We start from the raw sequence: 14,203 nt of genomic DNA on the forward strand, positions 1-14,203 counted from the left end.
CGCGCCCGTGCTTGCGGCCTGCCTGCATGCCTGCGGGCGTGCGGAACCGCCCCCCGGCGAGGCCCGGCCCGCGGCCCGCCACAGGGCGACGCCTAGTTGATGTACACGCGGCGGTAGAACTTGCCGTCGTCCAGGGTGCGGCCCGTGCCGCGCACCACGGTGGTCAGCGGGTCGTCATCGATGATGACCTTCAGGCGCGTCTCGCGCGAGACAAGCGCGCCCAGGCCCTTCAGCAACGCGCCGCCGCCCGCCAGCAGCACGCCGTTGCTGGCGATGTCGGCGGATAGTTCCGGCGGGGTCTTTTCCAGCGCCTTGCGGATGGCCATGACGATGATGCGCACCGGTTCCTGCAGGGCCTCGCGCACGTGACCGTCGGTGACGCGCACCACCTTGGGGGTGCCGCTCACCATGTCCTTGCCGGAAACCTCTACCATCAGTTGCTCCGGCAGGGGAAAGGCCGAGCCGATGGCCATCTTGATGCGCTCGGCGGTGTTCTCGCCGATGAGCAGTTGGAATTCTTCCTTGAAGTAGCGCTGCACCGCCTGGTTCATGGCGTCGCCCGCCACCCGCACCGATTCCGCGTAGGCGATGGCGGACAGGGTGATCACCGCCACCTCGGTGGTGCCGCCGCCGATGTCCACCACCATGTTGCCCAGCGGCTCGTGAATGGGCAGGTTGGCGCCGATGGCCGCGGCCATGGGCTCCTCCACCAGGCGCACGTCGCGCGCGCCGGCCTGGTGGGCCGACTCGATGACCGCGCGCTTTTCCACCTGGGTGATGCCCGTGGGCACGCAGATGACGATGCCCGGCTTGACCAGTGAAAACCCGCTGATGACCTTGCGGATGAAAAAGGCGATCATCTGCCGCGTCACCTCGAAGTCGGCGATGACGCCGTCCTTCATGGGGCGGATGGCGCGGATGCGCTTGGGGGTGCGGCCAAGAAACTCCTTGGCCTCGCGCCCCACCGCGAGCACGGTGTTGTGGTCGGTCTCCAGGGCGACCACCGAAGGCTCGTTCAGCACGATGCCCTCGGCACGGGTGTACAGCAGCGTGTTGGCCGTACCCAGATCCATGGCAAGGTCCTTGCCCAGGAAACCGAACAGTCTGCGCAGCATCTGGTGGCTCTCGCGGTTGCGGTGTCGGGCGACGATGCCCGTCGGCGGCGTCAGTCGTCGGTATCGCTATCGGTACGGTCGTGCGGCGCGGGCGCGGGCACGCGGCGTTCCAGCCGTGCCTTGGGCAGCAGTTCGCGCAGCCTGCTCTTCAGGTACAGGTTCTCCAGGAACAGGGCCAGATGGTCCACCGACATGCGGGTGAAGGCGCGCAGGTCGTCGGGGATGTCGCGCGGATCGCCGTGGCCCAGGCACAGCACCCCGCGCGTGACCTTGTTGATCATCAGCGGCAGGCACATGACAGAGCGGAAGGCGGGCATGTGCGCCCCCTTGCCGAACAGTGGCGCCATGGGTGCGCCGTCGGTGCCTTCGGTGTACACCGGGGCGTCGTTGCGGAACACCCAGCCCACGATGCCGTTGCCGATGGGGTACATGGGCGCATCGCCCTTGCCCAGCAGCAGTTGGTGGCTTTCGCCTTCCAGGATGTAGTTCTGCCCGTCGCCGTCGCGGGCGGCGAACAGCGCATGGTCGAAGCCGGTGGCTTCTGCCATCAGGCGCAGGAATTCGGCCAGGAATTGCGGCCAGCGGCTGATGCGCCCGCGCAGTTCACTGATCACCTGCAAGGCCGAGTAGTAGCGGGTCAGGCTGGCCTGGCCGGCCCCCTGGCAGACCACGCCCTCTACCCCGGAGATGAGGTCTGCGAACAGCTGCAGGATCTTCTGGTCCTTGTCCGAAAAGGAATACTGACGCTTGCTGTCGATGCACAGAGCGCCGCCGCCGGGCACGGGGCAGCCCATGAAGGCCTTGATGGTGGCCTCCTCGTTGCTGCGGTAGTAGCCAAGATGGCTCTGGCGCTGGTCGAAGTTGTTGACCAGCAGCGGCTCGCGGTTGCGGATGATCCAGCCCACCAGCCCGCGCCCCGGCGCAATGGCCGTGCCGGTGTCCACCATGTCGCCCAGGCTGAAGCTGGCGGCAAGGCGGTGCAACTGGCTGTCGCGGTCCAACGCGGCGGTGGCCGCCGCCGTGGCGGCACCGGCGGAAAAATCGGCGGCGTTTTCCGCATTGGTTCCGTCCGGCAGAAAGAGCACGGCGGAATACGCGTCGAACACGCTGCAGATGATGGCAAGAATGCGTTCGTGGCAACGTTGGCTGTTCATATCCGAATTCCTCTCCGGCCCCGTGCGGTGACCGGAGTTCATGGCATATGGCGTGCGTACCGCCGTAGCGGGCAGGAACGCCGCCGTGGGATGAAACGAAGGCGGATGCCAGCGTATCCCCGCGCGATGCCACCCGCAAGGGGGGGCGGGCAGCGTCTGACCGGCGGGAAGCGAAAAACGCCGCAGCCAGACCCGGCGCAAGCGGGCCGGCGCCTGACCGGCACCGGACAGGTCCGATGCCGCGCAGTTCCGTCCGGGACGCCGCGAGCGCTGCCGCACTGCGGCACTACCATTGGTGTCCACCGCTCCGTTTCAACCGGTGCTTTAACAAAGCCGGGCACGTTCCCGCAACAGCCACGCGCCCGCCATGGCCCGGCGTGGCGCGGCATTCACGATACGCAGGCACCGCGAAACCCTTGTGCCTGAACCATTGTCCGTCACATTATGGTAGAATTTTTTTAGAAAAAAAAATAGGCTTGGATATCGCAAAGAGGCAACTGCAACCCGCCTCGCCATGCCGGAGGGGAATGGCGAAGCGCCACGGGCACCAGGACGGCGCATGAAGATCACCCTGAAAAACGCCTTCAGCAAGGGAGAATTCGTCTACCGCGAGGACGGTCTGCTGTCCGAACCGGTGGAGCTTACGTCGCTTGCCGCGCTGAAGCGCTTTCTCGACGTGGTGCACGTCAAGCAATGCCTGTTGCGCCCCTTTTTCGAGCACGCCGACTACCCGTTGGTGGAATCGCGAGAGCTGCTGCCCTCGTTCGAGGCAGACCTGTGGGAATACAAGCACCTGCCCGGATTCAGCATGGCGGCCTTCGAACGTCCCCTCAACTACTTCCAGGAAGTCTTCCAGTTCGACATCCTGCACCCCGTGCTGGATACGGCCAGCGTGGCGGATGGCGCCTCGTGCCCGCTGGAATCGCAGGTCATCGCCCGCAACGTGCAGGCCATGCAGACCCGCCTGCCCAAGGCCTTTCAGGAATCCTTCCGCCAGCGCTTCGGGCGGTTCGACACCTCGGTGCTCGACTACTACCCCGCGCTGATGCCCTTTCTGCTGGCCATGGACCGCGCCCAGGTCTTCGCGCTGGACAGCTTCGGCCATTTCCACCTTGGCGGGGTGTATGCCTCGTTCCCGTCCGACCTCGACAGCGAGATCAAGCGCTTCGGCATGCGCATCGGCAAGTTCGACGTGGGCGACAACGAGATGTACGAACGCAACCGGCTGTTCGTGTATCAATACCTGATGGAACTGTACGGCTTTCCCATCGTGTCCGAGCGGCGCACCTCCAGCGCGCTGTTCGCGCGGCGGCTGCACAAGATGGGCGAACGCTTCATGATCCGCGTGCTGGGGCAGTCTGACCGCACCATCACCACCATGATCGGCGAGGGTGATTCGCGCCCCTACCCCCGCGTGGAAAAGCTGGCCCTGGTGCGCGTGGACGCCGACCAGGAAGAGGCCCTGCGCGCCATCGACGAGGCGGGATATTTCCTGGACCGCGAACGGCGGGTGGTCATCCTGCGTGTGTCCTACCGGCAGCACAAGTTCAACCCGGACAACGTGCGGCAGGACCGCGCCCTGTCCGTGGAATCGCAGGAAGTCATCCATCCCGTTACAGGGCAGGTGCTGGGCGACCTGAACATCATCAAGGACGCCAGCAACATGTTCCTGCGCCTGAACGACATAACCCGTGGCGAATACACGGGCAGGATCATCTTCAAGCGCAACGAGATCGTCGAAAACACCGACACGGACGAAAAGCGCCTGAAGTTCCTGTATGCGTGGCTGTCCAAGCACCAGCGGCGCATCATCGGCTACAGCGACGAATTCTTCGCCAACGTCATCAAGGTGCTGGACAACTACCTGCTCTCGCCGGACAACTACGAGGCCTTCGGCCACCTGCACGACCTCTACCAGGAGGTCTGGGCCAAATACAGCTACATCCAGCAGGCCCGCAAGGTGCGCTATCTTGAAGACATCCAGGACCGCGAGTACCGGGGCGAGCGCATCGGCTACCGGCGCATGCTGGCGGAAGCGGTGCAGTTGCTGCACGGGCTGAAGTTCGAAATCGTCAGCTATTTCGACACGCTGGTATCCAGCGTCATCGCCATTGGCGAAAACATGCTCAATGACCGCTACCTGCTGCGCACCTACATCGAAAAGCGCGACGACGAACTGACCACTGGCGGCCTTGAAATCAAGCGCAACTACGGCAAGCTCGTATCATTGGTGGACGAGTTCCGGGCCATCCAGCGCACCCGCAAGGTTGCCGCGTAGCGGGCCGCCGCCCTGCGGCGCACCGCTGCCGGTTATCGTCGCCACCATCCGCGAGAACCGCGTGGACTTGCGTCGCCCGGCACCTCGCCCTGCCAGCCACTGCCGATCCCTGACAGGGCACCAGCCGGTTGCCGCAAATCCCTTCTCGCGCTATTTCTGGCGCGCGCCGCACGGCGCACCGAATTTTCGCGCCGGACGCAAGACCGCCTTGCCCCGGCGCAGCGCGCCCCCATACCACATGACCGCGCCAACCCCCAACGGAGACACGAAGGAGCACCCCTTGTCGGACCTGCTGCAAACCCCGCTTTCCGCGTGGCACCGGGCCGCCGGGGCCAAGATGGCCCCCTTTGCCGGGTGGGACATGCCCATCCAGTACCCCACCGGCATCATCGCCGAGCACGTGCAGACGCGTGAATCCGCCGCCCTGTTCGACATCTGCCACATGGGTGAATTCACCCTGCGCGGCCCCGGCGCGCGCGATGCGCTCTCCCGAGCCGTCAGCCACAACCTCGAAACGCTGAAGCCGGGCCGCTGCCGTTACGGCTTTCTGCTGAACGAGGCGGGCGGCATCCTGGACGACCTGATCGTGTACTGCATCGCCGAGGACGACTACATGCTGGTGGTCAACGGCGCCTGCACGGAAAGCGATTTCGCCGCCCTGCGCTCGCGCCTGCCCGAATCCCTGCCCTTCGAGGACATTTCGGCCCGCACCGGCAAGCTGGACCTGCAAGGCCCCAAGTCGTTCGACGTGCTGGAAGCGGTGCTGGGCGAAAGCTTCCGCGACCTGCCCTACTTCGGCTTCCGCTCCGTGACCTTCGGCGGCGCGCCGCTGCTGGTCAGTCGCACCGGGTATACCGGCGAACTGGGCGTGGAACTGTACCTGCCCTGGGACAAGGCCGAGGCCCTGTGGACCGCCCTGCTGGCCGACGAGCGCGTGAAGCCCGCGGGCCTTGGCGCGCGTGACACCCTGCGCCTGGAAGTGGGCCTGCCCCTGTACGGCCACGACCTGGACGACACCCACACACCGGCGGAAGCGGGCTACGGCGGCATGCTGACCAACCCCGCCGACTACGTGGGCAAGGGCGCGGACCGCGAAGTGCGCGAACCGCTGGTGGCGTTGTCCATCCCCGGTCGCCGCAGCGCCCGCCACGGCGACGTGGTGGCCCTGCCCGACGGCACCGTTGCGGGCGTGGTGACCAGCGGATCGTTCTGCCCCTCGCTGGGCTACGCCGTGGCGCTGGCCCGCGTGACCGCCGCCCATGCCGAGACCCCGACCTTCGTGATCAAGGCCGCCAAGGTGGAACTGGAAGCCACCCGCGTGGCGCTGCCGTTCTATACGCAGGGGACTGCCCGGACCAAACTGGCCTAGGGGCTGTTTTCAAATTGTCCTTTCGCCCGTTGGCTACGTCAAACTTCACCCGCCATTCCGGTCGAATACGATAAGAGTATACTCCCGTCATGGCGGGCTTGTTTTCCTTGCCAACAAACGAAAATCCTAATTTGAAAACCGCCCCTTAGCGCGCGGCGTCTTTTTCCTGCTGGCTGCGTCAAACGCCGCAGCGAAGGCCAGTTGGCATTACGTCGCTTCTGTTGTTTGCTATACCCCCAATTAAAAAGTTTGGGGGGGAGGGGTCCGGGGAGGGAGACCTTTTGCGGCAGCCGTTAGGCGAGCGCCTTGCGCGAGCCTTACGGATGGCGACCGCAAAGCGAAAAGGCCCCCTCCCCGGTCCGTCTTACAATCCATACCTCCCGGAGCATCCCCATGCGCACCTTCTTCCTGCCGCCCGAACGCTGGGCAGAACCGTACCTGCTCGAAGGGCAGGAGGCCCGCCACCTCGTCAAGGTGGTGCGGGTGCGCACGGGCGACACGGTACGCCTGCTGGATGGCCGGGGGCGCGAGGGCGAATTCCGGGTCACGGACACGGAAAAGGCCCTGGTGCGCCTGCAACCGGTGTCGATCACCGATCATCCGGCCCCGGCATCGCAGGCGGTGCTGGCCATCGGCTGGGGCAAGGAGGTGCGCCGAGGCTGGCTGATGGAAAAGGCGGTGGAGTTGGAGGCGGGCGGCATCTGGCTGTGGCAGGCGGAGCGCAGCCAGTCGCGCGTGCCCGAAGAAACCCGCGAGTCGTGGCACGCCCAGATGGAGGCCGGGGCCAAGCAGAGCCGCAATCCGTGGCTGCCGGAACTGCGCACCCTGCCCGGCGGCGTGGCCGAACTGGCCGAGGCCAGCAGCGATTTCGCCAAGCGGTTCATCCTGTGGGAAGGCGACACCGGCGGCGTGCTGCTGGGCGCCGGGGATTTGGGCCAGCCGGGGCGCACCCTGTTCGTGGTGGGGCCGGAGGGCGGTTTTTCCGACCGCGAAGTATCGGCCCTGCTGGATTCCGGCATGCAGGCCGTCAGCCTTGGCAACCGGGTGCTGCGCTGGGAAACGGCAGCCATGCTCTGTCTGGGACTGCACTGGTGGGCCCGGCAGGGACGGTAGCCGCTGGCCCAGCCTGTTGCGCGCCTCACCGACCGCCCGCGCGCCGCACTGGCGCGTCCTTCCCGAGGGCATCGCCCCATCGGGCCGACACGTCGGGTAGCGTCCGCCATGTCCATCGAGCGACATTGGACGCCGGACTCCACGGTCCCGAGCCGCACATCCACCTTTTCCTTGCGCGGTGGGCCTGATACAGGGAAGCAAAGCCGCTGGCCAGGCCGCCCTGCCCCCTGTGTCCGCGTGCAGGCCGGGTGCCCCCCGGCATGCGCAGGACCGGCCATGCAGCCCCGACCAATCGTGTTCACGCCCGGCGCTGCCGGGCCTGCCCCACATTTCCGGAGACCATGACGTGACGCTGAAGCAGCCCCTGCCGGAACGCATCCGGCCCGGCACCCTCGACGGGTTCGTGGGCCAGACCCACCTTACACCGCGCATTGCCGCGCTGCTGAACGCCGAACGGCTGCCCAGCCTGCTGCTGTTCGGCCCGCCCGGGTGCGGCAAATCCACGCTGGCCCTGCTGCTGGCCAATGCCCACGGCACCAAGGTGCTGCGCCTCAGCGCGCCCGAGGCCGGGTTGCAGCAGTTGCGCCGTTCGCTGTCCGGGGTGGACGTGCTGGTGCTGGACGAGCTGCACCGTTTCTCCAAGGCCCAGCAGGACTTCTTTCTGCCCATCCTGGAAAGCGGTGAAATCACCATGCTCGCCACAACCACCGAGAACCCGTCCTTCAGCGTGACCCGCCAGTTGCTGTCGCGGCTGCACGTCATGCGCCTGCGCCCGTTGGGCCGGGAGGAGCTGATGGAACTCGGCAGGCGCGGCGGCGCGGCCCAGGAGGCCCCTCTGGCTGACGACGTGCTGGACTTTTTGTCCGGCATGGCCCACGGCGACGCCCGCGCCATGCTGAACCTGGTGGAGTACGTGGCCGGGCTGCCCGCCGAAAATCGCGGGCTGGAGGGCGTGCGCGCCGCCATGCCGGAAATCGTCAGCCGTCACGACAAGGACGGCGACAGCCACTACGAACTGGCTTCCGCGCTCATCAAATCCATACGCGGCAGCGACCCGGATGCGGCACTGTATTACCTGGCCTGCCTGCTGGAAGGCGGCGAGGATCCGCGCTTCGTATGCCGCAGGTTGATTCTTTCCGCGTCGGAAGACGTAGGCCTGGCCGACCCGCAGGCCCTGCCGCTGGCCGTTGCCTGCCAGCAGGCCGTGGAATTCGTGGGCATGCCGGAAGGGTTCATCCCCATGGCCCAGACCGTGGTGCACCTAGCCCTGGCCCGCAAGAGCAACTCCAGCTATGCCGCCTACCTCAACGCCGCGCGGGAGATAAAGCTGAACGGCCCGAAGCCCGTGCCCATGCACCTGCGCAACGCGGCCACCAAGCTGCAAAAGGACTGGGGCTACGGCAAGGGCTACAAGTACCCCCACAACTATCCGGACGGCTGGATAGAACAGGACTACCTGCCCGACGGCCTGACGGAGCGCCGTTTCTACCAGCCCAAGGAACACGGGGACGAGCAGCGTCTGACCAACTGGTGGCGCAGGCTGGTCCGCCAGCGCAGGCCGCGCAGCGAGTAGCGGCCCGCCGCCTGCCATGCGCCCCAAGCCGCCACCTCGCAGCGCCGGGCAGGACACACCCCCCCCAACCGCACGACGCGCCATACCCGCCGGAACCACCCATGCCAGAAACCGCGCCGCGTTACTCCATCATCACCCCCAGCCGGGGCGACCGCCCCGTGGCCCTGGGGCTGGCCATCGACAGCGTGCGCACGGCCACGGAACAGGCCCGGCTGGCCCCCGGCGACGTGGAAATGCTGGTGGGCTTCGACGGCGTGAAGGGCGAACGGGTGCGCCCCGACGCCTTCACGCGCTGGTTCGACTTCCGGCCCGACAAGGACTACGGCAACGCCATCCGCAACGGGCTGCTGCGGGCAGCGCGCGGCAGGCGCATCCTGTTCCTGGACGACGACAACTCGCTGACGCCGGAAGCCTTCCTCATCTATGAAACATACCCGGACGTGGATCTGCTCATCGCGCGCATCGACGTAAGCCTGGCACACAAGGCCGCCTACCTGCCGGTGATCGAGGAAGGGCGCGACCCGGTGTGGCAAAGCAACATCGACCCGCTGTGCCTGTGCATGACCCGCGAACTGGCCGTGGTGCGTTGCGAAGGCTGGCAGGGCCGCAGCTACGAGGCAGACTACCGCAACATGCTGCGCTACTATCGCCGCGCCCGCAGCGTGCAGTTCACCGACCGCACCGTGGGCATCTACGATTCCGGGCGGGGGCTGGACTCGGGCGGGCTGAATTTCCGACAAGTGAAGAAGGAGCAGGAGAACGCCGCATCCTGATGAAGGCCGGCGCGGCACGCCCCTTGTCGTCCGAACCTGCCGCAAAGGGTATTTTCCTTTCCCCGTCACCGGGATATACGGCGATGCAACGCACGCTTCCCGCTCCAGTTTCATGCCGCAGCCGCGCGCCCCGAGCCCGGCAAGACCGCAAAGGGATACGCCACATGACCGACGCCGAAAGCCCCACTCCCGACATTCCCGCCCCCGACATGCCCGTGCCGTTCACCGGAGATGCATACACCACCCCTGCCGATGCGGCGGGCCCCATCGCCCGGCTGTTCCCTTCGCTGGCGTACTATCCCATGATGGCGAGCATCGTGTACCGTGCCGCCGCTGCCGCGCAGCGGGGGGAATATTCCCCGTCCGCGTGGGTTGGCAGCAGCATCGAGGTGGTCCGCGCGCTGGAACGTACCGGTGTGCGACTGCTCATAGAGGGCATGGAACACTTCACGCAGCTTGAAGGCCCGTGCGTGTTCGTGGGCAACCACATGAGCACGCTGGAAACCTTCGTGCTGCCTTCCATCATCCAGCCACACAAGAACGTGACCTACGTGGTCAAGCAGAGCCTGGCCGACTATCCCGTGTTCAAGCACGTCCTGCGCACGCGCGACCCCATCACCGTGGGGCGCGTGAACCCCCGCGACGACCTGGCGGCCGTTCTGGAAGGCGGCGAAGAACGCCTGAAGCGCGGCATCTCCGTCATCATCTTTCCGCAGGCCACCCGCAGCGACACCCTGGACCCCAAGACCTTCAATTCCATCGGGGTCAAGCTGGCGCGCCGCGCCGGGGTGCCGGTGGTGCCCTTTGCGCTCAAGACAGACGCCTGGGGCACCGGCTGGCCCATCAAGGACTTTGGCCTCATCCGCCCGCAGCGCACGGTGCACTTCCGCTTTGCCGCGCCCCTTGCCGTTGCCGGCAACGGCAAGGATGAGCATGCTGCCGTGTACGCCTTCATCGAAGGTTGCCTTGCCGAATGGCGCAATGAAATTCGCGCAATTTCATCTTGACAGGGTTTGAAGTGTTGACACTCACCCGAGTGGGTACTATAGTTTCCTTGCACTGATTGATCACCCAGTCAGCTTAGGGCGCGATCTGCACCATCCACCCTCCGGTATGCACCTGCCGGTCAAGCTCTCCTGGCATCAGTACACTCCTCTCCGAGGCGGCTCCCTTTTACGGGAGCCGTCTTGTTTGTTTGACCAGCCAATATCAGGTGCGCGGCGCCACGCCACACCTTCAGCTTCTCGCAAGGCTCTGATCTGAGCGCCGCTTTCTTCACGCAGGGCGCTGCCGCTGCCGTCAGTTAGCTTACCCCAACAGCCTTGACGCACCGCCCTTCCGGTGCTAGGCATTGGTTGCTTGGCCAAACAAACCGGCCCGACGCACTCCACCTGCCTCCTTCACGCTTTCCTGGACAGGTTCGTCGGTTCCCTCGGTGCGCAAGGAGAGCAACGGAACACTCCTCACGAGACGGCCCCATTGTGGGGCCGTCTTCGTTTATGCGGCCCTCTGCAGCCAGGGCACGACAATCCGTATTGGATTGATCAACCATTCAAGTGCGCGTGTTACTGCAGCGCACGACAATGCAACATTTCCGAGGAATCTAGTTGACAAAACCCGCGCCAACATTTTCACTGTGCGCACAGGCGGCGTTGACTGCCCCATGCATGTACGCTACACAGGTGCAGCCCTTCGCGGCCCCTCGCCGGGCAGAGAGCGAAGGTTCAAGTGTTCCCGGTGTTCCGTCGGGTGCGGGTCCGACGGTTCTTATGCGGCTCCACGACGAGCATCCGCCGTCAGGATGCGGAGCCCCTGTATATACACCTCAAGCACTACCACGGGCCGTTGATATGAGCATCTCGAAGAAAGAAGCGTTGCTTCATGCGGCGAAAGAGCTTTTTGGTGAATACGGCTATGCCGACACCACCTTCAAGAAGATTTCCGAACGTGCCGGCGTGGCCCTTGGGTTGCTGACGCACCATTACGGCAACAAGGAAAAACTGTTCCTTGCCGCGGGCATCGACGTGCTTGAGCAATTTCTTGGGGTGCTGCGCGATGCGTCCGCCCGGGGCAAGAACGGGTACGAGTCGGTCCTGAACTTCTGCACCGCCTACCTCGACTTCTCCATCGACAAGACCTCCAACTGGCTGGTGCTTGTGCGGTGTTCGCCCTACAGCGACATGAAAACCAAGACCGACCGCGACATGATGTACGAGAAGTTCAACCAGGTTCCGCGCGAACTGGAAGCCCAACTGCGCCGAGGCATAGAGGACGGCTCCATCCGTCAGTTGCCGGTGCATGAAACGGCACAGGTGATCATCTCCATGCTGGTCGGCGCCAACCGTACCCGTCTGCTGACCCCCTATGCCCCGCCGAACCTGTACGAAGAAGCCATTCGTTTCATTTCGCGCAGCATCGCCCCGTAGGCGACGCCACTCGCATGATCGAAACAGAGCCGCCCCGCAAGGGGCGGTTTTTCATTGGAACGAAAAGGGGCCGAAACCCGCATGGGTTCGGCCCGTTGGACGTCATATGGCAGTTGGGGAGTTGCTCAGCCGGCACGAACCCCGCCAGCCGGAAAAGCAGGGGGAGAGATCAGCCGAAAGTGACCATCAACGGAATGACGTGCAGCGTGCGCGACATCTCGCGAGTGGGCAGCAGGCGCCATTGCAGCTTTGCTTCGGCCTTGTCCAGGGCACCGGCGATCTTGGCCACCACGCCGGGCAGATCAATGACGGGGTGCCGCTCGAATACCTGCGGCAGCCCGTAGGTAAGGTTGCAGGCCAGACAGTGGCCGGGCCGCTGGGTAAGTCGAAACGAGAATTCCACACCGTTGGCGTGTTCACCCTCAAAGGCCAGGGCGATGTCGTAGGCACCGTCTTCCGCGTCGCCATACAGGGCGTCGAAAAAGGCGTCCGCCCGCTCTGGCGGAAACATGGCGGCAAGCCGTTGGGGGGTGAAGATGCGTTCGCTGCTGGTGGTGGGCATCGTTGTTCTCCCTTTTCGCGGCAGTGGCGGACGGCGCTGAACGGATACCCCGTCGGAGCGCGGCGTGCCGTCCAGAACGGATGGATACGCGACGCCCAAGGAGTAAAAAACGGTCCCGACCCGCAGGGTCGGGCGGCGGAACCCCTTGCCATTGCCGGAGTTCGCGGACAATCTGGCTAGCACGCAAGGAGCGCCGAAGCAACCCCCTTACAAGGGGCAAGGCAGCAGACGCAACGTTGCCACAAGGGCGGAATCGTCATCGTCTGGCCAGAGCCCGGCCTTGATCCACCACATGCCACCCGAAATGCCCCCGTTGTCCTTCCTGTCGCGCCTACCCCATCCGGCGCAGCACGTCGTCAACATCCTCGGGCAGCACCAACGGTTGACGAACCACCCGTGCAAGGTCGAATATTCCGGCCAACTCGTGTGGCGTGACCAGTTCCGGCGCGTTGCGCAAGCCCAGACGCCAGGCAAGGTACCCCACGACGGCACGCGGCGATACGCCCGCCGACCGCAAGGCAGCCACGGCCAGCGAACCATGCCGCTTGGCCAGCCGCTCGCCCTCATGGTCCAGCAACAGCGGCACATGCACGTATTCCGGCACCGGCTCGCCCAGCAGGCGGTACAGCCATATCTGGCGCGGCGTGCTGGCCAGAATGTCGTCGCCGCGCACCACCTGGGTGATACCCATGGCAATGTCGTCCACCACCACAGCCAACTGATAGGCGAACACCCCGTCGGAACGGCGTACCGCAAAGTCGCCCCCACACTCGGCCAGCGACATGCGCTGCGGCCCGGCGATGCGGTCTGTGAAGGCGATCACCGTGTCGGCGCAGCGCACCCGCATGGCCGGGCGGCGCCCTTCGGCCAGGCGCCGGGCGCGATCATGCTGGCCAAGCTGGCGGCAGGTTCCCGGATAGGCGGGGCCGCATTCCCCCGCATGGGGGGCGGACGCCAGCAAGCGCAGTTCCTTGCGGGTGCAGAAGCAGGGATAGACGTACCCTTCACGTTCCAGCCGCGCCAGCGCATCGGCATACAGGGCAAGGCGCTCGCTCTGGGAATACGGCCCGTGCGGACCGCCGCGCCACGGCATGCGGTGGGCACCGGGTGTCGCGCACGCGTCGCACGGCGGGTTGGGCGACAGATCAGACGCCCGGTCTTGTGAAGAAGCGGGCAGCAGGTCAGGCAGCAAATCGGGCAGTTCCGGAAACTCGGGGCCTTCGTCCCAGTCCAGCCCCAGCCACAACAGGTCGCGGACCATGTCCACCGCGAATTCCGGGCGCGACCGGTCCGGGTCGATGTCTTCCATGCGCAGCACCATCTGCCCCCCGGCGGCACGGGCGCACAGCCATGCCATCAGGAAGGACGCGGCATTGCCAAGGTGAATGTGCCCTGTGGGACTGGGGGCCAGACGCCCGCGTACGGGACGGGACTGGTCCGGCGCAACGGCGAGCAGGCAACCGGCGTTGCCGGCAGGCGCGATGGATGAAGGTGGGCAGCCCTGCGCCATGGTGAAGGAATCCTGAAACGGCATGCCCGTACCGGCATCACCTTCCGCCGTGAATGTCAAGGATGGGACGGCGAGATGTCCGGCAATCGGACACACACCGACGCTCCCATGTCAAAATATTCTATTTTTTTGCATCCATGCAAAACAAACAACAAAACAGCAACACAACACGAACTGCCCCAAACGACAAAGAGGATACGAGACCATCATCTCGCATCCTCTTGCTTTCTGGTGCGCCCGACAGGAATCGAACCTGTGGCCTACAGCTTAGGAGTATGTAGGCCTCGGCTCCTACGGGTTCCCTGCGATGCTTAACAGCTTGAAATAATG

At 65.3% G+C, this 14,203-nt stretch carries 11 protein-coding genes; 7 read left to right on the plus strand and 4 right to left on the minus strand.

What is annotated here, in order from left to right:
- Nucleotides 1-92: 92 nt before the first annotated feature.
- Complete coding sequence (locus FVW20_RS00490; protein ID WP_196607825.1) at nt 93-1,115, minus strand: rod shape-determining protein; 1,023 nt, start codon at nt 1,113-1,115, stop codon at nt 93-95.
- Nucleotides 1,116-1,165: 50 nt separating this feature from the next.
- Nucleotides 1,166-2,269, minus strand: a complete 1,104-nt coding sequence (locus FVW20_RS00495; RefSeq protein ID WP_196607826.1) for a GAF domain-containing protein — start codon at nt 2,267-2,269, stop codon at nt 1,166-1,168.
- 559 nt (nt 2,270-2,828) lie between these two features.
- Between FVW20_RS00495 and FVW20_RS00500 the strand changes: the two genes are divergently transcribed.
- The 7 genes from FVW20_RS00500 (at nt 2,829) to FVW20_RS00530 (ending at nt 11,801) form a co-directional block, all read left to right on the plus strand.
- The gene (locus FVW20_RS00500) at nt 2,829-4,547 is read left to right on the plus strand and encodes a hypothetical protein (RefSeq protein WP_196607827.1); all 1,719 of its coding nucleotides are present in this window, start codon (nt 2,829-2,831) and stop codon (nt 4,545-4,547) included.
- A 280-nt stretch (nt 4,548-4,827) separates the two neighbouring features.
- Nucleotides 4,828-5,916 carry a glycine cleavage system aminomethyltransferase GcvT gene (gene gcvT / locus FVW20_RS00505; RefSeq protein WP_196607828.1) on the plus strand — a complete coding sequence of 363 codons (1,089 nt, stop codon included), beginning with the start codon at nt 4,828-4,830 and terminating at the stop codon, nt 5,914-5,916.
- A 393-nt stretch (nt 5,917-6,309) separates the two neighbouring features.
- Nucleotides 6,310-7,029 (plus strand): 16S rRNA (uracil(1498)-N(3))-methyltransferase, encoded by a 720-nt coding sequence (locus FVW20_RS00510; RefSeq protein WP_196607829.1) that lies wholly within the window; start codon nt 6,310-6,312, stop codon nt 7,027-7,029.
- A 346-nt stretch (nt 7,030-7,375) separates the two neighbouring features.
- Nucleotides 7,376-8,602: a replication-associated recombination protein A gene (locus tag FVW20_RS00515; RefSeq protein ID WP_196607830.1), complete on the plus strand. Its 1,227-nt coding sequence runs from the start codon at nt 7,376-7,378 to the stop codon at nt 8,600-8,602.
- A gap of 101 nt (nt 8,603-8,703) precedes the next feature.
- Entirely contained in the window at nt 8,704-9,375 is a 672-nt protein-coding gene (locus tag FVW20_RS00520; RefSeq protein ID WP_196607831.1) for a glycosyltransferase family protein, read from the plus strand.
- A gap of 164 nt (nt 9,376-9,539) precedes the next feature.
- Nucleotides 9,540-10,382: a lysophospholipid acyltransferase family protein gene (locus FVW20_RS00525; RefSeq protein ID WP_196607832.1), complete on the plus strand. Its 843-nt coding sequence runs from the start codon at nt 9,540-9,542 to the stop codon at nt 10,380-10,382.
- 843 nt (nt 10,383-11,225) lie between these two features.
- Nucleotides 11,226-11,801: a TetR/AcrR family transcriptional regulator gene (locus FVW20_RS00530; protein ID WP_196607833.1), complete on the plus strand. Its 576-nt coding sequence runs from the start codon at nt 11,226-11,228 to the stop codon at nt 11,799-11,801.
- Between the two features lie 169 nt (nt 11,802-11,970).
- Here the strand turns inward: FVW20_RS00530 and FVW20_RS00535 are convergent, their stop codons facing one another.
- Together FVW20_RS00535 and FVW20_RS00540 are read right to left on the minus strand one after the other, a co-directional pair.
- Complete coding sequence (locus FVW20_RS00535) at nt 11,971-12,363, minus strand: pancreas/duodenum homeobox protein 1 (RefSeq protein WP_196607834.1); 393 nt, start codon at nt 12,361-12,363, stop codon at nt 11,971-11,973.
- Between the two features lie 331 nt (nt 12,364-12,694).
- The gene (locus FVW20_RS00540; RefSeq protein ID WP_231038745.1) at nt 12,695-13,897 is read right to left on the minus strand and encodes a glutamyl-Q tRNA(Asp) synthetase; all 1,203 of its coding nucleotides are present in this window, start codon (nt 13,895-13,897) and stop codon (nt 12,695-12,697) included.
- Nucleotides 13,898-14,203 lie beyond the last annotated feature (306 nt).

Source organism: Nitratidesulfovibrio oxamicus (assembly GCF_015731765.1).
GTDB lineage: Bacteria > Desulfobacterota > Desulfovibrionia > Desulfovibrionales > Desulfovibrionaceae > Cupidesulfovibrio > Cupidesulfovibrio oxamicus.

Bases quoted from the DNA above. Each gene is read 5' to 3' on its own strand.
- FVW20_RS00490 (WP_196607825.1), bottom strand. From the start codon at position 1,115: ATGCTGCGCAGACTGTTCGGTTTCCTGGGCAAGGACCTTGCCATGGAT.
- FVW20_RS00495 (WP_196607826.1), bottom strand. From the start codon at position 2,269: ATGAACAGCCAACGTTGCCACGAACGCATTCTTGCCATCATCTGCAGC.
- FVW20_RS00500 (WP_196607827.1), top strand. From the start codon at position 2,829: ATGAAGATCACCCTGAAAAACGCCTTCAGCAAGGGAGAATTCGTCTAC.
- FVW20_RS00510 (WP_196607829.1), top strand. From the start codon at position 6,310: ATGCGCACCTTCTTCCTGCCGCCCGAACGCTGGGCAGAACCGTACCTG.
- FVW20_RS00520 (WP_196607831.1), top strand. From the start codon at position 8,704: ATGCCAGAAACCGCGCCGCGTTACTCCATCATCACCCCCAGCCGGGGC.
- FVW20_RS00525 (WP_196607832.1), top strand. From the start codon at position 9,540: ATGACCGACGCCGAAAGCCCCACTCCCGACATTCCCGCCCCCGACATG.
- FVW20_RS00530 (WP_196607833.1), top strand. From the start codon at position 11,226: ATGAGCATCTCGAAGAAAGAAGCGTTGCTTCATGCGGCGAAAGAGCTT.
- FVW20_RS00535 (WP_196607834.1), bottom strand. From the start codon at position 12,363: ATGCCCACCACCAGCAGCGAACGCATCTTCACCCCCCAACGGCTTGCC.
- FVW20_RS00540 (WP_231038745.1), bottom strand. From the start codon at position 13,897: ATGCCGTTTCAGGATTCCTTCACCATGGCGCAGGGCTGCCCACCTTCA.